Source organism: Fictibacillus barbaricus (genome assembly GCF_031457135.1).
Lineage (GTDB): Bacteria > Bacillota > Bacilli > Bacillales > Fictibacillaceae > Fictibacillus > Fictibacillus barbaricus_A.
In genome coordinates this window covers 524038-547090 of sequence record NZ_JAVDWA010000001.1, presented here as the reverse complement: position 1 = coordinate 547090, position 23053 = coordinate 524038, and the positions used below count along the sequence as shown (strand labels likewise).

The 23053-nt window shown below is 37.5% G+C and carries 25 protein-coding genes; 7 read left to right on the top strand and 18 right to left on the bottom strand.

Going from position 1 to position 23053, the window contains the following annotated elements:
• Positions 1–32: 32 nt before the first annotated feature.
• Positions 33–965, bottom strand: coding sequence for an aminoglycoside phosphotransferase family protein (locus J2X07_RS02935; protein ID WP_310256268.1), 933 nt, complete (start codon positions 963–965; stop codon positions 33–35).
• Positions 966–1188: 223 nt separating this feature from the next.
• Here J2X07_RS02935 and J2X07_RS02930 point away from each other — a divergent pair, with 223 nt between their 5' ends.
• Complete coding sequence (locus J2X07_RS02930) at positions 1189–2238, top strand: NAD(P)/FAD-dependent oxidoreductase (protein WP_310256267.1); 1050 nt, start codon at positions 1189–1191, stop codon at positions 2236–2238.
• A 36-nt stretch (positions 2239–2274) separates the two neighbouring features.
• Here the strand turns inward: J2X07_RS02930 and J2X07_RS02925 are convergent, their stop codons facing one another.
• The 7 genes from J2X07_RS02925 to J2X07_RS02895 all read right to left on the bottom strand — a co-directional run bounded on the left by J2X07_RS02925 (position 2275) and on the right by J2X07_RS02895 (position 8739).
• On the bottom strand, positions 2275–3282 hold the full coding sequence (locus tag J2X07_RS02925) for a FecCD family ABC transporter permease (RefSeq protein ID WP_310256265.1): 1008 nt from the start codon (positions 3280–3282) through the stop codon (positions 2275–2277).
• A complete protein-coding gene (locus J2X07_RS02920; RefSeq protein WP_310256262.1) occupies positions 3279–4322 on the bottom strand; it encodes a FecCD family ABC transporter permease in 1044 nt (347 codons plus the stop codon). The genes J2X07_RS02925 and J2X07_RS02920 overlap by 4 nt, the downstream gene beginning before the upstream one ends.
• Positions 4323–4344: 22 nt before the next feature.
• Positions 4345–5286, bottom strand: coding sequence for an iron-hydroxamate ABC transporter substrate-binding protein (locus J2X07_RS02915; protein ID WP_310256260.1), 942 nt, complete (start codon positions 5284–5286; stop codon positions 4345–4347).
• A 68-nt stretch (positions 5287–5354) separates the two neighbouring features.
• Positions 5355–6167 (bottom strand): ABC transporter ATP-binding protein, encoded by an 813-nt coding sequence (locus tag J2X07_RS02910; protein WP_310256257.1) that lies wholly within the window; start codon positions 6165–6167, stop codon positions 5355–5357.
• A gap of 219 nt (positions 6168–6386) precedes the next feature.
• Positions 6387–7034 carry a pentapeptide repeat-containing protein gene (locus J2X07_RS02905; protein ID WP_310256254.1) on the bottom strand — a complete coding sequence of 216 codons (648 nt, stop codon included), beginning with the start codon at positions 7032–7034 and terminating at the stop codon, positions 6387–6389.
• Positions 7035–7454: 420 nt separating this feature from the next.
• A complete protein-coding gene (locus J2X07_RS02900) occupies positions 7455–7982 on the bottom strand; it encodes an AAA family ATPase (protein ID WP_310256251.1) in 528 nt (175 codons plus the stop codon).
• A gap of 25 nt (positions 7983–8007) precedes the next feature.
• Positions 8008–8739 carry a class I SAM-dependent methyltransferase gene (locus J2X07_RS02895; protein WP_310256249.1) on the bottom strand — a complete coding sequence of 244 codons (732 nt, stop codon included), beginning with the start codon at positions 8737–8739 and terminating at the stop codon, positions 8008–8010.
• 159 nt (positions 8740–8898) lie between these two features.
• Between J2X07_RS02895 and J2X07_RS02890 the strand changes: the two genes are divergently transcribed.
• Positions 8899–9345 (top strand): AraC family transcriptional regulator, encoded by a 447-nt coding sequence (locus J2X07_RS02890; RefSeq protein WP_310256247.1) that lies wholly within the window; start codon positions 8899–8901, stop codon positions 9343–9345.
• A gap of 84 nt (positions 9346–9429) precedes the next feature.
• Entirely contained in the window at positions 9430–9807 is a 378-nt protein-coding gene (locus J2X07_RS02885; RefSeq protein WP_310256245.1) for a VOC family protein, read from the top strand.
• A 185-nt stretch (positions 9808–9992) separates the two neighbouring features.
• Here J2X07_RS02885 and J2X07_RS02880 read toward each other — a convergent pair whose 3' ends face one another.
• The 3 genes from J2X07_RS02880 to J2X07_RS02870 all read right to left on the bottom strand — a co-directional run bounded on the left by J2X07_RS02880 (position 9993) and on the right by J2X07_RS02870 (position 11702).
• The gene (locus J2X07_RS02880; RefSeq protein WP_310256243.1) at positions 9993–10475 is read right to left on the bottom strand and encodes an NUDIX domain-containing protein; all 483 of its coding nucleotides are present in this window, start codon (positions 10473–10475) and stop codon (positions 9993–9995) included.
• 105 nt (positions 10476–10580) lie between these two features.
• A complete protein-coding gene (locus J2X07_RS02875; RefSeq protein ID WP_310256241.1) occupies positions 10581–11288 on the bottom strand; it encodes a DNA alkylation repair protein in 708 nt (235 codons plus the stop codon).
• A 3-nt stretch (positions 11289–11291) separates the two neighbouring features.
• A complete protein-coding gene (locus J2X07_RS02870) occupies positions 11292–11702 on the bottom strand; it encodes a hotdog domain-containing protein (protein ID WP_310256238.1) in 411 nt (136 codons plus the stop codon).
• Positions 11703–12199: 497 nt separating this feature from the next.
• On the opposite strand from J2X07_RS02870, the gene J2X07_RS02865 reads away from it, so the two are divergent.
• Positions 12200–13459: an MFS transporter gene (locus tag J2X07_RS02865; protein ID WP_310256236.1), complete on the top strand. Its 1260-nt coding sequence runs from the start codon at positions 12200–12202 to the stop codon at positions 13457–13459.
• Positions 13460–13537: 78 nt separating this feature from the next.
• Here J2X07_RS02865 and J2X07_RS02860 read toward each other — a convergent pair whose 3' ends face one another.
• The 5 genes from J2X07_RS02860 to J2X07_RS02840 form a co-directional block, all read right to left on the bottom strand.
• Complete coding sequence (locus tag J2X07_RS02860; protein WP_310256234.1) at positions 13538–14125, bottom strand: SET domain-containing protein; 588 nt, start codon at positions 14123–14125, stop codon at positions 13538–13540.
• A 243-nt stretch (positions 14126–14368) separates the two neighbouring features.
• Entirely contained in the window at positions 14369–15220 is an 852-nt protein-coding gene (locus J2X07_RS02855; protein WP_310256233.1) for a DUF2785 domain-containing protein, read from the bottom strand.
• Between the two features lie 91 nt (positions 15221–15311).
• On the bottom strand, positions 15312–16157 hold the full coding sequence (locus J2X07_RS02850) for a sugar nucleotide-binding protein (protein ID WP_310256231.1): 846 nt from the start codon (positions 16155–16157) through the stop codon (positions 15312–15314).
• 163 nt (positions 16158–16320) lie between these two features.
• Positions 16321–16893 carry a hypothetical protein gene (locus tag J2X07_RS02845; RefSeq protein ID WP_310256229.1) on the bottom strand — a complete coding sequence of 191 codons (573 nt, stop codon included), beginning with the start codon at positions 16891–16893 and terminating at the stop codon, positions 16321–16323.
• 165 nt (positions 16894–17058) lie between these two features.
• Positions 17059–17511: a GNAT family N-acetyltransferase gene (locus J2X07_RS02840; protein WP_310256227.1), complete on the bottom strand. Its 453-nt coding sequence runs from the start codon at positions 17509–17511 to the stop codon at positions 17059–17061.
• A 237-nt stretch (positions 17512–17748) separates the two neighbouring features.
• Here J2X07_RS02840 and J2X07_RS02835 point away from each other — a divergent pair, with 237 nt between their 5' ends.
• A complete protein-coding gene (locus J2X07_RS02835; RefSeq protein WP_310256225.1) occupies positions 17749–18681 on the top strand; it encodes an acetamidase/formamidase family protein in 933 nt (310 codons plus the stop codon).
• A gap of 57 nt (positions 18682–18738) precedes the next feature.
• Here the strand turns inward: J2X07_RS02835 and J2X07_RS02830 are convergent, their stop codons facing one another.
• Positions 18739–19536 carry a phosphotransferase gene (locus J2X07_RS02830; protein WP_310256223.1) on the bottom strand — a complete coding sequence of 266 codons (798 nt, stop codon included), beginning with the start codon at positions 19534–19536 and terminating at the stop codon, positions 18739–18741.
• A 95-nt stretch (positions 19537–19631) separates the two neighbouring features.
• On the opposite strand from J2X07_RS02830, the gene J2X07_RS02825 reads away from it, so the two are divergent.
• Positions 19632–22058, top strand: coding sequence for an ABC transporter permease subunit (locus tag J2X07_RS02825; protein ID WP_310256221.1), 2427 nt, complete (start codon positions 19632–19634; stop codon positions 22056–22058).
• A 73-nt stretch (positions 22059–22131) separates the two neighbouring features.
• Complete coding sequence (locus tag J2X07_RS02820) at positions 22132–22287, top strand: bacitracin ABC transporter ATP-binding protein (RefSeq protein WP_310256219.1); 156 nt, start codon at positions 22132–22134, stop codon at positions 22285–22287.
• A gap of 192 nt (positions 22288–22479) precedes the next feature.
• On the opposite strand, the gene J2X07_RS02815 is transcribed toward J2X07_RS02820, so the two are convergent.
• Positions 22480–23043: an ATP-binding protein gene (locus tag J2X07_RS02815; protein ID WP_310256218.1), complete on the bottom strand. Its 564-nt coding sequence runs from the start codon at positions 23041–23043 to the stop codon at positions 22480–22482.
• Positions 23044–23053 lie beyond the last annotated feature (10 nt).

Here is a 23053-nt window from a genome sequence, read left to right as displayed (position 1 = left end):
CGAAAAGCCACCCAAAATGGCAGCTCATCCGTTTATCTTAGTGTTTCCCAATAATCATTTCTGTTTAAATTGTCCACACACCATTGATAATGCCCGTCAGTGCAATCTTTCGAATAAAAATTTGCCGTAATCATGCTATAAACCAACACATAAAAATATAGACTGCTTTTTACGTTCTCACCTAGAGTGTCGAGGATCATGTTCAAGTATCTCTCACGAATGTTCATCTTTAACACATCATACATGTCAAAGCATACCCATCCGACTGCAACGTCAAATAAGTAATCTCCATACATCGTCATTAATCCAAAATCGATTAAACCTGTAACTTTTCCTTTTTCAAGAAGTAGATTACCAGGATAAAAATCACCGTGAATAATTGAATAATCTCCTTTATATCCAGCTGCTAGCCTATCCAGTAAACTATCAACTTTCTCTTCGTAACTCTCGACGTCTTCCATAAAATAAGACTTCAGTTCAATCTGCTTTTTCAGCATCATGTTTTTTAGCAAGTCAAACCAATTGTTACTTTCAGTTAAAGGAATACCAAAGTCACCAAATAACGTGTAGCCTTCCAGGGGTTTATTTAATGTTAAACCTTTCAATTCAATATTCGCAGCAAGGTACATTTCCATTGCTTTATTTAATTGCAGATCATCCATATTCGAGAGAAGGCTTTGCATATCTGTACCTTTCATTCTCTTTTCAATCGTAATTAAATAATCTTTTTCTTCAAAAATTTCATAAATACGAGGCAATTCGTAGCTCAAATCGTTTTGTTTAATAGAATCATAAAAGCTTTTCAGTAATTTTTGCTTATGAGCATCTGACAGGTGATTATACAACTTCATCACTTTATCATTGCTATAAGCATAGACTTCTGCTTCCATTCCGGCTCCCAAAAAATCAGATTCAGAAATATGATATTGGTCGAATATGAATGATTTATTATGTACCGCTGACATCTTATCACCTCTTAATCTCATATTTCTATTCAGTTCTTAGTATCCCTGCTCTTAATTTATTTCACATCGAAAATACCCCATCACTGCAGCTTTTTAAAGTTTACACATTTATTTGTTACTCTTTAACTGAAACAAAATGGACTGTTGTAAAAATGTGAGATTCGTTATATATTTAAATGAGAATGATAATCACTATTATTTGCTTCCTGAGGAGGAACGCATTATGGCAAACAAGGATATTTTTGATGTAACCATTATTGGCGGAGGTCCAGCAGGACTCTATTCTGCCTTTTATAGCGGACTAAGAGATATGAAGACAAAGATCATTGAATATCAGCCGCACTTAGGCGGAAAAATACATATATACCCTGAGAAGATGATCTGGGATGTTGGTGGCCACACTCCACTTCCAGGAGCAAAGCTTATCGAAAAACTTGTAGAACAAGGATTAACTTTCAGCCCGGAAGTTGTATTAAACGAAAAAATAGAATCCATTTCTAAAGACGATGAGGGACTTTTTGTAATGAAAGGCGCAAGCGGTGTACTTCATTATTCCAAAACCGTCATTGTCGCAGTTGGAAGCGGGATATTAAATCCGCAAAGACTTGAGATAGAAGGTGCGGAAAGATTTGAGGTTTCAAACTTAAATTATACGGTTAAATCGCTTCAGCAATTCAAAGATAAGACCGTTATTATTTCAGGTGGAGGCAATACCGCAATCGACTGGGCAAACGAATTAGTTCCTATCGCTAAAAAAGTCTATCTTACCTATCGAAAAGGAACGTTAGCTGGTCATGAAGCTCAAGTCACTCAGCTTATGAATAGCTGTGCAGACTGTATCTTCAACACTTCAATCTCTAAGCTGTTCGCTTGTCCAAATCATGAAGTGATCGAACAGATTGAGTTAACCAATCATGTAACCGGTGAGGTCTCCTATCTTCCAATCGATGAAATCATCATCAATCATGGGTTTGAGCAAGATTCATCGTTGCTTGCAAATAGCGAGTTGAATATCGAACTTGCAGATAACTTTTATATCGCTGGAAATGCGAACAGTGAATCATCAGTCCCTGGACTATATGCGGCAGGAGACATACTGAAACACAATGGCAAATTGAATTTAATTGCAGGAACTTTCCAAGATGCTGCTAATGCTGTGAATAAAGCGAAACAATTCATCCAGCCTGATGCTCAAACAGTAGCGATGGTTTCTTCTCATAACGAAGTATTTAAAGAACGGAATCGAGAACTAGTTAAACAAATAATCCATTAAAATAAAAAAGGAGCTTGAGGGCTCCTTTTTTACTGCTTATTTTTTTGCCAATAAGTACATGAAATACGGCGCACCAATAATGGTAACGATAATTCCAGCGGGGATACCGCTTGGATCTAATATAACTCTTCCTATGCTGTCCGCAGCAAGAAGCAAGATTGCACCGATTAATGCGGCTATCGGTAAAAACGCCTGATGACGGGGACCGACAAGTGATCTGGCAATATGAGGGGCCATAAGTCCAACAAACCCAATGCCCCCGCTTACAGCTACAGATGCAGATGCTAGCGCGACAGCGATCATGATCAGTATGATTCGTTCCCGACCAACATTCACTCCTACACCAATTGAAACATTCTCGTGAAGGTTTAAGGTATTCAGCACATTAGACTTTAGCAGTGTAATCGGAGTCAACAGCAAAATCCAAGGCAGTAATGATAAGACGAATATCCAGTCATCCCCCCAGATTCTCCCCGCCATCCAATTCGCCATGAACGAGTAGTCTTCCATTTCAAGCCGAGTGGATAATGTTAGTGTCGCACCATATAATGCCGCTGCTAAACCTACACCCACAAGCACAAGCCTCGTTGGCTCAACACCCTCTCCTTTTATGTAAGACATGAGGTAAATAACAGCTGCAGTTGCCATACCGCCTGCTAAAGCAAAAAGCGGCAGAATGTATAAGAAGCTGGATGTTTCAACCGTAAAGAACATGATATAAACTACAACCATCAAACCGGCACCGGCATTAATTCCTAAAATACCAGGGTCAGAAAGAGGATTTTTGGTCAAACTTTGAAGAATAGCACCAGACACTGCGAGTCCCATCCCTGCTAGGACCGCTACAAAAATTCTTGGAAGTCTAAATTCAAACAAAATCAGGTTTTCCCTTGGTGTACCCTGACCGATTACCGTTCGAAATAGTTCTCCGGGAGTTAATGAAGCAAATCCTGTAGCTACACTCAGAATAAAAACGGCCACTAGTAAAACAATCGCTGCAATCGTTGTAGCTCTTATTCTCTTGATCTGCCTTAGACTCATCATGATCGTTTTCTTCCTCCCTTTCTAGCAAGGTAAAGGAAGAATGGCACTCCGATCATGGCAACAACCGCACCAACTGGCGTTTCATAGGGAGCATTTACCGTACGTGCGAAAGTATCCGCCAACACCATAAGTACACTGCCAAAAATCGCTGAGCATGGAATAATCCAGCGGTAATCAGTTCCGACAAGAAAACGTACGATATGCGGAACCATTAATCCTACAAAAGCTATTGCGCCGACGAGTGAAACTGCAGCACCTGCAAGTATCAGTACGACTGTCATAAGAACGGCTTTGGTAAGTATTGTCCTCTGTCCCAGGCCTTTGGCTACCTCTTCACCAAAACTAAGGATGGTAAGCTGTCTGGAGAATATAACGGCTATCACGATTCCAACTAGGACAACAGGTACAATTAACTTCAACTGTGCCCAATTTGTCCCTGAAACACCGCCTGCCGTCCAGAAAGCAAGATCTTGTGAAAGCTTAAAGTACAAAGCAATTCCTTCACCCAACGAAGAAAGCAGTGCAGAAACAGCTGCACCAGCTAGTGTAATTCGAATAGGAGAAAGTCCTCCTCTGCTCATTGAGCCTAACCCGAACACCATACCTGCACCTATTCCTGCACCAAGAAAGGAAAGTATCATCACTGTAAAATAGTCTGCTCCTGTGTTAAAAGCAAAAACACAAGCAAGAGCTAAACTCGCACCAGCGTTCAAACCAAGCAAACCAGGGTCTGCCAGGGGATTTTTTGTCATCCCCTGCATGATCGCTCCACTGACCGCAAACGCCGCACCGACAATAGCAGCACCAAGTTCCCTCGGTAATCGGAGGCTGATAATGATACGGTCCGCTTCCCTGCTAGGATCGTAGTTTAAGATTGAGTTCCAAACCGTAAGAAAATTGATCTTTGCAGCTCCAACTGATATTGCAAGACCAATACTCGCAATCAGAATGATGAAACCCATCAATAATATAGCTGAACCTACTGCTGGCCTAGAATACACTTTATTCTCTTTTATCTGCTTTGTCTTTGTTTTAAACATGGCCTATAATCCTTCTTATTGTTTACTTTGTTGTTAATTCTTTTACAATGAAATCTAATTCTTTTTCTAGAGAAATCGGATCGTTAAAGTAGAATGATTCTGAATCAAATTTGATTGCGTTACCGTTCTTAACCGCAGGAAGCTCTTTCCAGACATCTGATTGCATGAATGAGTTATCCGGGTTGCCTGCACCTGAACCAACAAAGATATAGTCTCCAGCATATGTTGGAATGACTTCAGTGGAGATCGCTTTCCAGCCAGGTCCAAACACATCTTCTTCTAACTTCTTAGGAGCTTTTAGTCCAAGTGCTTGATAAATTACTTCTGTTCCACGGCCCCAGTTTTTACCGTAAACATACATGTCTTTTCCGTATGCTTCCATAACCATAAATGTTTTGTCTTCCCCTATTGCATCTTTCACTTTTTTGCTAGCATCAGCAGCTTTCTTATCCCACTCTTTAACCCATGCCTTAGCTTCTTTTTCTTTTCCTACTATCTTTCCAATCTCAATATGCTGTTCCTTGTAGTCGTACTTGTCATAAGTCAGTGTTGCCGTTGGAGCAATCTCCTCGTACTTCTTAATGTTCTTATCATCTGAATACGTAATGATGAGATCTGGATTTAATTCTAATAGTTTTTCATAAGAATCAGCTGTAACGACTTCTGCTTTGTCCAGTTTGTTGCCGTAGAATTTATTCGCTTTCGGATATTCGTTAACAGCAATCGGAGTAATTCCTAAATCTAGCAAGTTACCAGCGTATGTAGCAGCCATCATCGCAACACGTTTCGGTTTTGCAGGTACCTTTACATCACCCTTCTCGCCTTTATAAATTCTTGTTTCACTTTTCGATTCTTTATTCTCCGTACTTGTGCCTTCTTCTGATTTATTTCCGCATGCAGCTAATGCAAAAGCTAGCAGCATTGTCATAAAGCTAAGCAATAATTGTTTTGTACGTTTTTTCATTGATAAATCCCCCCATATTTGAAAATAAAAATCATTCTCAATTAACTTTAAAAAAGAAAGGCGACCCATTACGCCAAGTTTTCTACTAACTGAACATTTTTGATAAGATCATAAGTTAAACAGACAGGTTTTCTCGTTCTCGGATCTATACCAATTTCAGCATCAATATTGAACACATTTCGAAGTACCTGACGTGTCATTACTTCTTCAGCTGTTCCCTCTTTCAGGATTGAGCCTTCCTTCATGGCGACCATATGGTGTGCAAATCTTGCAGCATGGTTCAAGTCATGAATGACCATTACGATTGTACGCTTTTCATCACGGTTCAGCTGGTGCAATAACTCGAGCACCTCTAACTGATGAGATAAATCTAAGTATGTAGTCGGCTCATCCAGCAAAATAATATCTGTCTCTTGTGCTAAAGCCATCGCAATCCATACTCGTTGACGCTGACCACCTGAAAGTGCATCAACAGGTCGGTCATTAAACTCAGAAACACCTGTCACATGAAGAGCCCAGTCTATTACTTCAAAATCTCTTTTGGTCAGCTTGCCAAACCCTTTTTGGTAAGGAAATCTACCATAAGAAACAAGCTCTCCTACCGTAAGTCCTTCTGGAGAATCAGGAGACTGCGGCAAAATTGCCATCTTTTGAGCGATTTTCTTTGTAGACTCTTTACTAACGGCTTTGCCATCAAGGTAGACCGTACCAGATTTCGGATTCAGTATACGTGACAACGTTTTCAACACTGTAGATTTTCCACAGCCATTTGGCCCAATTATCGTAGTAATCTTCCCATCCGGAATTGAAATGTTAAGATCTTTTACAATGTCCCTTTCACCATAAGCGATGTTTAAATGCTCAGCAAATAGTCTGGACATGCTTTCGCCCTCCTTTAATAAAGTATTGCCTTTTTATATTTTAATTGAAAATGATTATCAATATCGTTTTCATTTTATTGGATTACATTAGGTATGTCAATACGTTCTTTGAAAACCTTTTTAAGGAATTGCGGAATCAAATGATACAGCAAAAACGCCTGACATAGAGTTACCAGGCGTATTGTTTATTTAATATTTAAGTTCATTCGTAGAAATCATTTATTCCTTAATTTTTATTCCTAACAATCTTGAAAATCCTATTGCTTGATTCGGAGAAACTTCACATCCTGCTAAACTTTCAATTGACACATTTATCTTTTCAAAGGTACATGTACTTATATCAATCCCTTTTAGTGGTGTTTGTGTAAAATCAACATCATTCAAGTCGCATCGATCCAAACGCACTTTATTCATTGTAGAATCAAAAAAATTAGCACTTCTTAATGACGAATTCTCAAATCCAACTTGTTTTAAACGCGCATCTGAAAGGTTACTCATATTCAAGTCACAGTTAGTAAACAATACGTTTCCGAGATTTGCTTTCGACAGATCCAATCCCAATAGTTTGCAGTCCTTAAACTCTACTCTATGTATAATCCCTTCCAAAAAGCATGTATTGGATAAATTGCAATTATCAAAAACCACGTCGGTCATATCTATGTTCATAAAGGTACTATTAATAAACGTACTATTTTTGAAAATAACCTTTGAAAAGACTACTCGATCGATAACCTCATGATCTACTTGGGAGTTTGTGATTGTACAATTTATTAATTCAGGCTCATCTTTATAAAAAATATCATTGAAATTTGCACGCTCTAAATCGGAAAGGATTTTTGGGGATTCTATTTTTATCTTTTTTGACATCATACACCTCTGTTTTCCTCTGACTATTTATAAACTCTACAAGAAAACAAATGGGTTTATAAGTCTTTATTTTTAAGACTTATTGTGTGCAATGTTAAAAAAGGCTGTTTTCGTCTTCATTGTTGATAATGAAAGTAGTTGATTTCCGTTTCAGGTTGCTCGCTTTCCGCGGGGCAGGCGGTGAGCCACATTCGTACGTTTCACTTATAAGTGTCTCACCTGCCCGCCTGTCCCGCAGGAGTCTCACACCTTGCACTCCAATCAACCTATCATTGGAGCCAAATTAGAAAAATCCCCCAAGAAAAGAGTATTCGTTAAAGGATTCCGTTTCAGGTTGCTCGTTTAACACTGGACAAGGAAAGCTTCGACAGCGATTGATTGTACGAAGAAAATGTGCCAAACCTTTGCACCTCATATCCTCTAATTTTCAATGACTATTTCGCCTTCCCCATTCGGAATTTCAAAACCACTCAGGTAGGATGCTAAAACTTCTTCTGTAATCGGAAACGAATTGGCATCAAATCGTTTGTTTCGTTCACTAAGACGTTCACGCAAATCATCTGGATGTACTTTTATATAAACCAGTTTCCATTTGCCGCCGGCTGTCTCAATAAGCTGTTTATAGTGATCCCTTCTTACCCGATCCCAAAAACTGAAATCAATCACCACTTGTTGTTTGTCACGAATAAGTTCAATCAATTGATTACGGAGCTTGTTTTCTGCGTCTTTTTTGTATTCCTCCATTTTTTCAAAAGGAAAATCAATCCCCCATCGGCCGTTATTCGCCCATATTTCTTCATCAATCGAGAGACGGACAAATCCTTGTTTTTCTAATTGCTGTGAAAATGTCGTTTTCCCTGAACCCGCTACACCGCACATCATGACAACTAGAGGTGTGGATTCATCACGTTCACTGTAAATGGTCTCAAAATCAAATTTACCAAACATTTGAAGCCTCCTCTTTTTTTATTGGTTAAACTGTCGGTAGGCGTGCAATAAAAACGAATTCCATTCCTGGGCGATCTGGGGCTTCTCTTACATCCTTCACAATGAAACCAGTCTCAATTAGCGATTGGGTAATTTCTGTGCGACTTCTAAACCGCAAAGTAGAATCTGATGTAAGAATCGCTCCATCATTCTCGAAAACATATGTCCAACGGAAAGACACCATTGAGTCTTGCACGTTGATAATGTCTACCCATCCTTCAACAAAACCTTCTCCTGGAATATCTATTTTCTTATATGTATTCTCTCTGTTCCATTTCAACCACGCGCGGGACTCAGGTTTCCGAGTTTCGAATACAAAATGCCCGCCAGGCCGCAATACATCGCGAATTGCATGTAATGTCTCTTTCCACTCTTTATCCGTTAAAAAAACTTGAGCAACATTAGCCGTCATCGATACGAGGTCGACTTTCATTGGCGGAAGATCATTTACATTGCCATGAATCCATCTGACACGGTCAGACCCGTGTTTCGCTTTAGCCACTTTTAGTGAAGCTTCGGCTGGATCCAGTCCCGTCACTTGGATTCCTTTTGTTGCAAGGAGACAAGCAAATGTTCCTGTTCCACAACCGATATCCAGTACAGAATTTGTGCCAAGTTCATTTATGATAGATTCGTAAACTTCTAAATCCGTTCGATCTGGATCAAAAGAATCATAGATATCCGCTAGCCTTTGATTCATAAAGATTTCATCAGCCATCAAATCCCCCCTCAGACGGTGTGTGCCTTTTTACTTCCATAAAAAAAGCACTTCTCCTTCTGAAAGAAATACAGACTGTTGTTTCTTACTATCAGTAGAAGGAACTACAACCTTCTAAGAGAATCATATTTGTAAACGATGAGAAATGGAGAAATTTATATGGAATGTAAAGTGGTAAGCAAAAATTTTAAATTGGTCGCCCAAAAAGGTAATGCTTTATATGTTAATTTTGGCTTAGAAGTTCCAAAAGCTGCCCAACAACTTTTAGTAAGGAAAAAAGAAATTGAAAATTGTACGGAAACTGAAATCGCTATTTTTGAACCTAAAAAAACCGATGATCACCTTGAAGGGGAATTTTATGTAGGAATGATCGTTACCGGTGCCCCAGCTGAAACGCCATTAGGATTGCATTATATCGAGTTAAACCACGATTATGTTTCTACAAAAGGAAATATTAAAAACCTTGAAAATCTACACAGTTATTTACTGAATTGGACAATTAGAAAAGGCTATAAAAGAAATTTAGACGCTTATATAGTGGAAACCTATCATCTGTTGGAAGATGGTGCAGAGGAAGTTGGGATCTACTTACCTATACAAGCATAATATTAAAGTCTTGCCGTTTAAGGATTTATTATGACAGTATTTTGTTTCATTCAAAATAAAAACAATCTTTTTATGGAGGTAATAATGGCAAATCCACTTTTAAAGGGTATGGAAGGAGTATTCATACCTGTAAAAGACCCTGAAGTTTCAGCCAAATGGTATGAGGAGATTCTTGCATTCAAGGTAGTTTATATAGAAGAAAATGCTGCGGTTATGAAAATTGCAGAGCATTCCAATACAGTAGTTTGCCTTGTAAAAGTAATAAACCATGAACCGATGAAATTTCCTGAAAATCATTTTGGAGTAGGGAAATATTATAATTTTATGTGTCATGACATTGAAGAAACGTACAAATCGCTAGTTGAAAAAAAGGTAAAAGTAAATGCAATTGGCGGAGAAGGTACAACTCGGTTTTTCACCTTTTATGATCCTGATGACAACCCATTAGGAGTGTGCAAATAGTAGGTTTAACCCAATAAAAAATCGAATGCATTTCTTGGAATAGAAATGCATTCGAAATTAAGTGTAAATATGTTGAATTCCAACTAATCCTGCACTTTTTTTATAAAAAAAGCACTTCTCCTTCTTGAAGAACTGCACACAACAGTTGAATAAGTTCTAATTTCCATTCCGCTGTTGAACGAAATTTATTTAAGTTGTAACTCCGTTAATTTATGTTCTTCTAGTAATTCAATATTTCTCTTATTAAAAGTATAGTCTTTTATTTCCTTTCCAATGTTAGCGTAAAGTTGAATATTTTCTATTTCTGCTATTGGAAACCATTTAACACCGGTTTGGTTAGGATCTGGTCTTAGAGGCAACTTTGGGATAGACCCATTTTTCAGAGTACAGTCGAACATCATTACCAAAGTATGAGTATCTCCATATTTTTCTGAGTTAAGATGGGGTGCATACTCATACACAAAGGCTAGTGGTCCTACCTCTACATCGATACATGCTTCTTCTTTTGCTTCTCTTTTTACTGCTTCCACAATTGATTCGTTTGGTTCAGTTCCACCTGCAGGTAAATCATAAACGATTCCTCTAATTGCGTCGTTAAACTCAGTTAATAATATTTTATTATTATCAATAATGACAGCACCAACACGTACCCTAATATGGTAAGACATTTCATTCAGTTCCCTTCTTAACCGATCTACTCTTTACTTCGATAAAAAACACGTAACAGACCAAACATCTGCATCTGACTCAAATATCATTTATGTAGATCATCTTTAACACCTTACATATTTCCGCTTAAATCCTAGCCTTCCTTGATCTACTGCCTTTTGAATTGTTTCAGAAGCCATTAAGAACTTACTTTTTTTCTTGTCTCGTTCTACTTCTACTGATCCAACTGTCTTTGCTGTTTCAACAGCCAGATTATGAAGCGGCAAATAAGATACGGCTACGGTGTAAATGAACATATTCATAGCGTATTTTGTTCGTTCCGGAGATTCATGGATCGTATTTTTCACGTTTTCAAGCATGCCCGCTAGTTTACTTTCGGAGAATTCACTATCTTTCCGATTGCCTATAAGCCAGCAATAACAGCTCCATCCCGCTGACATTTTAAGCTCTTCTCCGCTTGCAATCCATTTATCGGCAACTTCTTGCGCAATATCTGTTTCCGCTAAAGTTACTGCAACTACATAGTCAGACAGCATATAAAAATAAGCGCCATCGATCCATCGATCAAAATCCGACTCCGTCATGGCTTTTGGGTCTGCAATAATGCCTGCAAAGTACATCGCATCATAGTTATTTGTCTCATAAAGCTCTTCAGCCAATTCTTGATTTATTTTGATTTTTTTTGCGATTGGTTTCATAGCGCCTGTTGCCACACCAAAAAGCGGTTCGTGCGCACCATTTGACATATAAATCTTTTTCGTGCGTTCCTTGCCTAGCGCTTCAAGCTCCTGCATAATCATTTCTGCATTCATGGATTAACACGTCCTTTTATTAGAGTTGCTGAAAATACGTTGTAGGATTACTCCAGAAAAATTCCCTTTTAGCACTTCCTTTTCATTTTGATTCTTACAAACAAAGGCGGCCGTAATTTGTGTTCTAGTATCTTGCTTTTCGAATTGCTCAACGGTTACTTCACACATGATTGTATCACCCGTAAATACGGGTCTTAAAAACTCAAAATTCATTGTTCGAGCGAGTACGTTGTGATCGCCTCCTATTTTTGTTGGTAATGTCGCGGTCAGTAATCCTTGTATAACAAGTCTTCCTTGTTCATCGGGAGTAACATGGTGAGAGCCTTCATCGCCTGAAACTTTAATAAACCATTCAACATCTGCTGCTGTGAAAGTCCGTTCAAATGTAATCCTATCGCCAACTTTTAAAGACAATTTCATTCCTCCTTTTCTTTATCTTCTTTCATTGATAGGTGAATTTATTACATAGTCCTGCCCTTTAATTCAATAATAAAGAGAACTTCTCCTTCTTGAAGAAAATCACGCGTTCATTTTTGGATAGCCTCTTTTTTCAAAAAAAACAATAAAATGCTAAACTTAAAGCATAAGTTGATTTCGTTATTAGAAAAGGCTGTTTTCGCATACATTGTTGCTTTTGAAAGTGGTTGATTTCCGTTTCAGGATGCTCGCTTTCCGCGGGGCGCGCGGTGAGCCCACTCGTCGCCTTGCGACATTGAATGGTCTCACCTGTCACACTGATCCCGCAGGAGTCTCGCACCTTACACTCCAATCAACTTGCCAGTGGTGTCACAGAAAAGTAAACTAAAAACAACATTCTTCCAGAAAAAAACTTTAGAAAATGAAGTTAAGAATGGCAGTTCTCAATGAGTAAATTATGTAGGAAATTTTTTTATTAAGAGGGGTACTTCAAGATGAAGAAACAGGAAAGCAGCTATAGATGGGTGGTATTTGGAACTGTCTTATTAGCTTACTTTTTAATTGTGAGCCAAAGAACAGCCCCGGGACTTATTACCGATCAACTAATGAAGGATTTTCATGTCTCAGCTTCCACCATAGGATTATTGAGCAGCATTCAATTTTTAGCTTATGCTGGGTTGCAGATTCCTGTTGGTCTATTATCCGATAAATATGGTCCCAATCGATTTTTAATTTTGGGTACTCTCCTTAATGGATTAGGATGCCTTATTTTCAGTTTTGCTCCAAACGAGTATCTGTTAATTTTTTCTCGCTTTTTAGTTGGAGTTGGAGATGCAACGATTTTTGTGAATTTCGTTATCATTTTAAGTCAATGGTTCAAAGTAAAAGAATTTGTAGGATTGATCGGAGTAGTTTCTATGGTTGCAAGCGTTGGTTCATTAGCAGCTACTGTCCCCCTTTCCTACTGGATTTCACTCACAGGCTGGAGAACTCCCTTTTTAAGTGTAGGAATTATACTAGTGTTATGCTCATTTCTTCTATATATCGTTCTTGTAGCAAAGCCAAAACAAATGTTTAATGAAGATCCCGTAGCAAAGAAGGATTCGATTGAGAACAGGCAAAGTGTTTGGACCATACTGCGCCGAATCTTTACTACTCGTCAAGCTTGGGCAACGTTCCTATGCCACTTTGGCGTAGTCGGCACATATGTAGGATTTATCGGTTCCTGGGGGGTTCCATATGGGATTCATGTATTTGATTTGTCGCGTTCAGATGCAAGCCAGCTTATTATGTATGGTCTATTTGGAGCCATGATTGGCGGTCCATTAATCAGCTGGATAACAAGCCGGTTAGATTCGATAAAAAGGATCTATACCCTTATTCATTTCGTTGTACTGCTAAGTTGGATGGGCCTGTTCTTATTGGGAATGAAGCCATTATTTATGATGGTAGTCGTATTGCTATTAGTCATTGGTTTCGGAAATGGGGCAAGTTCATTAACCTTTGCCGTTGTGCGAAAATCTTTCCCCATCGAAGAAGTAGGTGTTGCAGCCGGCTTTGCCAATATGGGTGGTTTTCTAAGCGCTGTTTTATTGCCAAGTGCTTTCGGGAGTGTACTTGATCTGTTTCCTCAAAATTCATTAAACGCAGGCTATCATTACGGATTTATCATCTCGGTACTCTTTTCTTTGATGGGATTGATAGGAGTCCTTTTAATTAAAGAGGAAAAAAAGAAAAACGCCATACATGAATAGAAGCAGTCCCTATAATAGGAGCTGCTTTTATAGTGGTTTTTTATCTTTTCTCCTGTTAGAACTTTATAAATAACCTTGTTATTCAAGTTCAAAAGTAGAACGAATCGAGTCTAATGGTTCTCGCCCTTCAGCAACAGCATTCACTTTATCAACAAACTGCTTCTGGACTAAGGGTTTGAGCGGCTGGTCCACACTGTTAAAATTCTTAAAGGCTTCCCTCGCCATTTCATCCCATTCTTGATACATATTCAAATAATCATCTGCCGTAACTGTTGTTCTTGATGTACCGTCTTTCGGTGCACAAGTAAAGGATTCATCATCACCCATCGTTCCATAATCGCATGTTAACTCTTCACCAGGGTAAATATCTCTTGCCGCTAATTCAAATTCATACGCTGTTGCTATCATATTTGGATCAAAGCTGTGATTAATGTACCTTCCATGATCCCAGCATAGTACATATTGATCTAGATCGTTCAAGTATGCATATTTATAGATGACATCTTTTCTTAACGGATCGAGTGACTCTACATACTCTTCGTCAAAGGTCTGGTCTAGATCATCCAATACCCAGACAATGGTCCCTTTTGGTATGAATTTTGTAGCAAATACGCCAACACCAATTTCTTCACTCACAAAGCGGATTTCTGTAGATGGGTGCATCATGGTAATCATCACCTTTTCTTTTTTACTTCAGAGCATTTTTCTGATGTAACAGAATATGCACCCATCTCAATTTGGGTAATGGGAAAGCATCATCAAATTTTGCTTAAGGAAAGGTTCTGACTGTAAGAACTGATTTTTAGAAAAGCAAAAAAACCTTGCACAAAATGGCTGCAGGGTTTTGTTTCCTAATACATGGTAAAGTGGTCACTTTTAAATGATGAACCGATGTAAGTATTTATTCTTTTATATGCTAGTTAAACATTGTTCAATGCTTTTCTGGAGTGCTGCTAATTTAGGGTTTTTGTTTAGTTTCATATAAAAACTTTTCAAGAAAGTTTTACTATTAAATTCTAATAGAAGATACTTTTCATACTCAAGCTGTTCCTTTTGAGCTTTCAATTCGACTGGTAATTTTCGCAGTAGATTTTCTACTTCTTTTGTTTCCAAGCCGTTATTCAGCATTTCAATAATAGGAATTAACAATCTTTCATCTTCGTGATGCACATAGACACTTTCAGAAACAAAGATTTTGTTCCAAAGTGGTATTAGCATTTCTAAATATAACTCATGACTAATTTTCGGATTTTTTGCTAGTTCATCAAAAGTGTCAGCAACATGTGCAACACTGTGTGCCCAGCCTTTTTCTGGCACATAACCTCTTAAATCTTTTTCGGAGTTTATATAATGAATGAGTTCGTCTTTTACTCTATAAACCATGCTTTGTGATAAAAAATTGTCCTCGGTATCTCTACCTAAAATTAGCGCTATTAAAAGCGATGTGAAAGACCTAGTAAAAACAGTATCCGTACCATTTTCGCCTATTCCTTTAAATAAAAAGTCATCCAGACATGTTTCTAAAAGGTCTATTAATAGTTCTGGTTCAATTTCATTACGCTCAATGATCAGTTTATAAAATGAGGTGAAAATTAACTGGTCTCTAAGTTCACTATCAATTGAACCTATATATTTCATCATCGACTTCACTACTAATCGTTGATCTATATCCGACCAGTTTTTTTCTCCGCTCTTAATTTCAGTTAAAAATCCTTTCAGTTCCCTTTCCTTCATCCTATCTTGATCTAATTGTAGACTCATAAATATTCTCCTTTAATTAAGTTAGAAAATTTATCCCCTTAAACGCCTTTACTTCTATATTAGGGTGTAATATCCCCACGTATAATCTGTTTTACTTTTCCTTAACTTTAATATTACTTTCCTCCAGCAAATAAGAAATAATATCTTCATTCGTATATTGAAGCGATTCTGGCAGGTCATTACGAATTGACTTCAATGTAAAATAACCCGTGTCTTTAGGTTCTTGATACACGGTATATCGCAAAAGATTCCCTTCATATTCGAGTTTACTTAAAATTTGTTCATAAAATTGCGCCTGCGTCATCAAATCTGTTGAACCTAAGTGAAATATCCCTTTCAATTCATTTTCAATGATGTACCTAATTTGTTTGGCTAACACAATATCGAGATGATTGTTGCATACGAGATTGCTATAAACTGTTATCTCTTTATTGTTTTTTATACTTTCATTGATTTCGTGCCATCTTGGTGAATCCTTCCCCCATATCGCCGGAATTCGGACAATGACCAGCCGTTCATCCAAAATCTCTGTTAGCATCTTTTCACATTCAAGTTTGAACTTCCCGTAATCAGATTCAGAAATTGGTGTGTCTGTTTCTGAGTGAGGTTTTGAAAGGTCTCCATCAAATACGTTTGTTGTGGAGAAGTAATACATCCTGCTATCCATTTTTCGTAATTCCATTGCCAGCTCCTTATGAAACTTGAGCTGTTGAATAAATTCTCCTCTTAAGCAAGAAATCACGATATCAGGTTTAATAGATTGAATTATCCCTTGCAGGCTTTCAATTTCCTGAATTTCCAATTGAAACTGTCTATTCTCAGGAAGACTGGGTTGTGTAGAAGAATATGTACCATACACGTCAAATCTATCATTTAATTCATTAATTAACGCTCTTCCAACAAGACCGCTAGCACCAAGAATAAGTACTTTTTCCATAACCAATCCCTCCTCAATCCCAATATCATAAAACAAACTTCTCCTTGAACATTGGATATCCTTCTTACAATTTAATAAGATAAAAAGCTGCCCAACTAAACTGGGCAGCTTTTACACATAGTCTGTGGTTCTACTAGATGATTCATCGTTAAGTTGAAAGCATTTACCATTTCAGAAGATAAAAGATACTGAAAACAATAAATACTATTCCAGAACATATCCCAAATATTATAGCCATTACATTTGATTTATAAGTATAGCCTTTCATATCTAACTCTGTTCTAGAACGGTCTACTTTTCTGACGTGTAAAATTAGGCTGATATTTGTTAATACTACGACAAACAAAAACATTATGAACATAAAACGAAAATCGATTTGAAGTACTTTACCGGTTAAACCTCGATTTAAGTAAGCTTGTAAAAACATTAAACCACTTGTGATCAAAATCCAGAGAGAGTTCATTTTCCTTTGTTTTTTCCATTCGATCCCCATCTTTTCTTTTTCATAGATTGCTACTTGTTCAAAAATAGAGAAAAATGATTTAGTAGTGTTTGCCCTTGAAAAGCCAAAAATCGCTTGAATTAATAAAATCATACCAAGTATTAAAAAAAATTGTTCAGATGTTACATTAAGATTAGGAATGATTAAAAAGTAGATTATTATGAATGTTAGAAGGAGCGCGTTTGTTACAATAAATTGCTTTCTTCTCATTTTCTTTACTTCATCTAATACCATTACCTCTCTCCTACTTTTCTGAGACCTTTTAATTAATTCCAATTATTTCAAATTGAAGCACTTTACACAATCTTTTTATATTACAATTAGAATTTTAATAAAAGGCTGTTTTTAATTCATAAAATCTTTCACCCTCCACACTCAAGATTATCACTTTTTTTTAGATTATAAATCTTGAGATAATCGAATCATATCCCGGCATTGTATACCATTTTCAAAAATTTCTTCTGGATAATGTTTTATAAAAAAGTCAAAATCAACTCCAATTATTCGAAATCCACATTTTTGATAGAGTGCTAGTTGCCCTATTCCTGCATTCCCAGTGCCGATTTCAATTGTTTTATAACCTTTTGACTTAGCTGCTTGTATGGCATTCGTTACTAACGATTTCCCTATACCTTTACAGTGTTTTTCCTCTAACACTGCAACATTTACTAACTCTACCGTTTCTGGCCGTGTAGGCAATAATACAAATACGCCTACTATTTGCTGCTCACTTTCAGCAATATAACATTCACCTCTATGTAAATAATTTTCTACAATCTCTCTGGAAGGATCCGCTAATAACAACAAATCCATTGGAGGCTTCTCACCATTTTTAAGTTTCCGGATCTTCATTGTTATCCCCTTTCAATGATCGGCATGGTCTGAATTAAATAGTAAACTTTTCCTCACTTTTTTCTGTACAATGATAGTTACTCTTTTATTATTCAAAACAATTGGCAAGACTCCTTTTCTTTTTTCTCTCAACCGGTTCAATGTTAAGTAATAAATTAGTCACAATTCATGCTATATCGACCATATTTTTACAGTAATATAAAAAAGAAAGGGAACTCATTTTTGGAGGTATTGATTATGGCCAAATATACAATTCTGCCTGAACGCGCTGCTCTTCATGGTTCTTTCTCCCGAGATTTCGAACCCGTTATAACGATTGATTCTGGCGATACCATTCGATTCCGTACACTTGATGCCGGCTGGGGATTAGAACCTTTTTCATCTGAAGGTGCTCGTAAAAAGTTCGAACCTAGGGAGATGCCTCGCGATAGAGGGCATGCTTTATGCGGTCCTGTAAAAATCCGTGGAGCAGAACCAGGGATGACACTCGAAATTAAGATTAATGATCTTCGTCCTGGTCCATGGGGATGGAACAGCGCAGGCGGTTTTCCTCACCCCATCAATCAAGCACTGAAACTTGTAGATGGTGAGCAGTTCCACCTCAATTGGAAACTAGATTCAAAATCTATGATTGGAGTTAGCGATAAAGGACATACACTGGCGTTAAGCCCTTTTATGGGAATCATGGGGATGCCTCCAGATGAACCCGGGATTCACGGAACAACTCCTCCTCGGTTTTGTGGCGGAAATATTGATTGCAAAGAATTGATTGCAGGAAGCACGTTGTATCTTCCAATTCCAGTAGCTGGAGGACTTTTCTCAGTTGGTGACGGACATGCCCTACAGGGTGATGGAGAAGTTGGCTGCCCTGCTTTAGAATGCCCAATGGATATGGTGGATCTAACTCTTTCCTTACGTGAAGATATTCATTTAAAGATGCCCCGGGCAAAAACTCCCACAGGTTGGGTCACGATGGGTTTTCATGAGGATTTAAACGAAGCTGCCATAATAGCACTGGATGGTATGCTAGAGCTAATGAAAGAATTGTTTGGATACAAACGCAAAGAGGCGCTTGCTTTATCAAGTCTTGTGGTGGACTTAAGAATTACTCAAATCGTTAACGGAGTTCGTGGTGTTCATGCCGTGCTTCCGCATGGTGTGATTAAATAAAGGATGGTGATAATCCCATCCTTTTTTTGTTTGTCTTTTTTAAAACGATTTTTTTAATTACCTCTCAACCCACTCGTCTTTATGCTCATGAATGAATTTTATATCTTCTTGATAATGCTGCACGTGACCTTCTTCAATCATTTTTTGAAAAGCCTGATCTCCTTCTTTTGCTTTTCTTGTAATCGTTTGGCAGAGACCTTCTAATCTTTGCACGACAATTTCTAAAACATTTGGAGCTGCTTTCTCACCGTACGATTCAAAAAACAATTTCACTCTTTCTTTCATTCGACTCGCATGCTCTGATGATTGATACGCCACTTTCTCGCCTGTTTCTGAAAGGCAGAATCTGCTCAATGGCACACATGTATAGAGTGAATAAGCGATGTCCCAAACTCTTGGTCCTGGTGCTGCCACATCAAAATCAATAATACCAACTGGTTTTTCATCATCAAAAATGATGTTATAGATGGCAAAGTCGTTATGACAGATGATCTCGTATGGCTCTGGTGTGTTATCTAGCGGCTGCCACTCTTCACTAAACCCGAAATCACTCACCGCATCATGATAAAGACGCAGCATCTTTGCTATTTTTATTAATGAATCATCAGACCACATATATCCTTTTAACGGATAGTTCCCTGCTTCTCCTTCAAAATACGTTAAGATTTCTCTTCCCTTTTCATCGATCCCTATGAACTTTGGAGCATACGGATAGCCTTTATGTTGTAGATGATTTAATAATTTATGTATCTTTTCGCTTTCTGGCTTTAATTCACGCCTTACTGTATTTCCTAAACGTGAGACTTGAGAGACGTTTCCCCCAGTAAGGATTTCTTCTTTTGAATACTGTGACATACTATCAATCCTCCTTATTTATTTGAATTTTCAGTAATTAAAATCTATTTTATGGTAAAATATTGTAATATAGAAAAAAGGGGCAGGTGGTTGTATTGAGAAAAAAAGACCTTTACATCATCGGATTTTTGTCTTTAGTCGGAGTTATGTTAATGGGGGCAATTCCCTTTGCTTTCACTGGCATGCGCTTCAGTTTCGCAAAATATCTCGAAGGTATTAGTAAGATTCTATCGAACATATTCCATCCATCTACAATAACATATCAAAATGAAATGGGAGTTGTAAGGAATCTCTTTCCCGGTATTTGGGATCCCTATTTTTACTCTCTGACTCTATTATTCTCTTCCTTTATGATCGCTGTTGTCATCGCAATCGTTTTCAGTATACTCGTGTCTGTTTTGCCGGATTTTTTATATCGGATCGTTCGATTCATCTCTTTCGTTCTTGAATCAGTTCCAGACATTTTGGTTGCTGTCGGTGTTCAATTTTTTATCATCTGGTACTACAAAAAAACAAACCATCTTTTATTCCCTGTTGCTACTTCTTATCATGAACAGCCCTATTTTATTCCGATTCTTTGCCTGACTATATTACCTGCTGTATTTTGCTTTCGCGTTCTCTTGCATCAGATGGAGGAAGAATGGGACGAGCCATATATTTTAACAGCAAAAGGAAAAGGATTAACCCGCTTGCACGTTTTGTTTTATCATATCTTACCTCATACCTTAAAGAGTCTTTTTCATCAATCCAAAGTTATCATATGGTTTATGTTATCAAATTTGCTAGTAATTGAGCTGTTATTTAACATTTTTGGAGTTTCTAACTTTGTCTATGAATACGGAACACCTGAAATATTTGCAATTGTCTGCTTCATGCTTTTTGTTCCCATCTACTGTTTATTCACATTCGGACACTGGGTGACAAATCGAAACATACCTAAAGAACAAGGCGCATTTCATATCTCTATTTTCGTTCCGTATTTAAGAAGAGTTTTATTTTATTTGTTAAAAATTCTTCGTCCTCTATCTTCTGTTTTTCGAGAACCGTTATTCATGATCGGTTTTTGTTTCATCACGAGCTTATTGTTCTTAAGCTTTTACCATCATGTTCATTTTGACGGCTTTATCCCGCAACTACAAGTCATCTATGACAAAGATGGCATCACGCCGCTTGATCAGGCACCGTTCGAACCTTCTTCACGTTTTTGGTTTGGTACTGACCAATTTGGATACGATTCCTTTTACCGTATTTTATCTGGTGCTAAATATACAATTGGAATCGCCATTTTCATAAGCTTATTAAGACTCTTATTGTCGTTTAGCATCGGAGTGATTCTGCACCTTGCTCATCCCGTCTTCAAAAACACGTTAAGAGGGATATCTGAATCGATTCATTACGTCCCTGTCGCGCTGCTTACGTTCTTTTTTCTGTTCCCTGTCTTAATTGCGGAAAAAATAAGTTTTTGGGACAAAGGTCTTTTCCAGATTGCCATCATGACCGTTATCGCCCTGCCTGTTGTTTCCGTCATGATTGCATCTGAGATTGACACAATATTTGAAAAAGAGTTCATTACCGGAGCCAAACTATTAGGCGGCAACCGGTTCCACATTTTTCGCCGTCACATAATTCCTCACTTACTGCCGAAATTATCGTTCGTCTTTGTGCAGCAGACGATGTATGTATTAATCCTGTTTGCTCATCTGGGATTATTGAAAATGTTCTTTGGCGGTACGATACTTGAACCTTATTCTATGGGTGACGAAGAAAAAATTGCCATATCTGTTTCTAGTGAATGGTCAGGTATGATTGGTTCCTTTTACAATCAAATATTGATTCGTCCTCATCTGATCTTGATTCCGGTTTTATTTTTCTCTGCGAGTGTAATTGCTATTAACTTTATGCTCGAAGGAATAAAGACTACTAATGATATAAGAAGTAAATTTAGAAGTGTTTCTTTCACAAACATAAAGGGTCTCTCATCTCTAATAATCTTGGTGTTATTTATTGGAGGCAACTTCTACAATGTGAAAAAATTTGAGCGTGAACTTGTTAAACCTATTCCCGTGGTAGAAGCAGCAGAAAAGAAACCTGAACCTTCAGAAACTGCAACCGCTCCATTACAACAAGTGGACAATTATGTAACGATGAACGAAACACTTGTTAATAAATTTAATGAAGGAATGATTGACCCTCTGCCACTAAAAGTCGGTGATCCCATTAATGAGAGTAATTTGGGCAAACCAGATAAAGAACAAAAACGTGATGATGATACGATAACACGTTATTATACGTATAAAGGTCATGAACTAATAATTACACTTGATCAAGATGAAAAAATATTGGTCTACCAAGTAAACATTCATACGAATCGTGAAACCATTATGGGAACAATGGCACAACAACCAGATGAAAGAAGTACAGACAATACAATGCTCAGCTTTTATAAAGGAAATTACACAGCTAACTTCTTCCGTTATGGTGATGATTTGTGGTGGGTAAGTATACAGAAGAAAGTATCTTAAAGAATAAGTTTCCTTAAATTTGTCCATAGTGTTGATAAGTGCAGTTAAACCAAACAGACACAGGAGCAGCATTATGCCAAAAGAAAAGAAACCTTTGTTTTCCGATGAATATTTAACAGAACTTGCTAAACAAATCAATAGACAATACGGTTTTGATAGCTTGGAAAATCATATAGATTTTGATGATGAAGATCTATTTTTAAATGATGATGAATTAGTCGATCCATAGTAAATGGCAAAAAGCGCCGGACATATATTCCGGCGCTTTTATATTTATTTCTAACTAAGCAATTACTTTTTTTCCATTACTGCAAAAGTAATTTTCTTCCTGATCTGCGAATACTCTTCCGGAATGCATAGGTACAATTTGTAAAAATGTACCCATCTTGGAAATGATACTTCCAAGTTGATTACATTGAACCTATACAGTACTTTGAGCCATTTTAATAATTTTCTGAGTCACAGACTGAATATCATCATCATTTTTGATTTCAAATAAATAATCTGACTCTCCCTCAATTGGAGCTGTAATATTTTCTTTTAAGGATTCATCATGTTGTCGAGTAAGAACCTCTTCGAAAGTAGCAGCACTTCTAAATACATTTGTACTTCGCGTACTAGCGGCAACTCGCGCTTGAAGGACATGATTTGGAATATCAAAATTCACAAGAATACTTCTAAATCCTAATTCATGAAAATGTGCTAGGAGCTTCATACGAGAATCTCGAGCACGATTTGAGTTGCTAATGATTAAATGAAAATTAGTTTGTGTAATGGCGTAATCAAGTATTGTTTGAGTGATGGCGTATTTAATTGTATTAGGTCCCTGTTTTGGAAGTAAAGATTTGTAATAGGTGTTAATAAATTCAGCATGGTTATCTTGGTCAATGACAAGGGAGTTGTTCAACTGCTGCTCTAACGCTTTTGCAAATGTCGTTTTCCCGCTATGGGTTTTACCGACTGTCATAATCACTAACCTCTTCATCTACGAAACT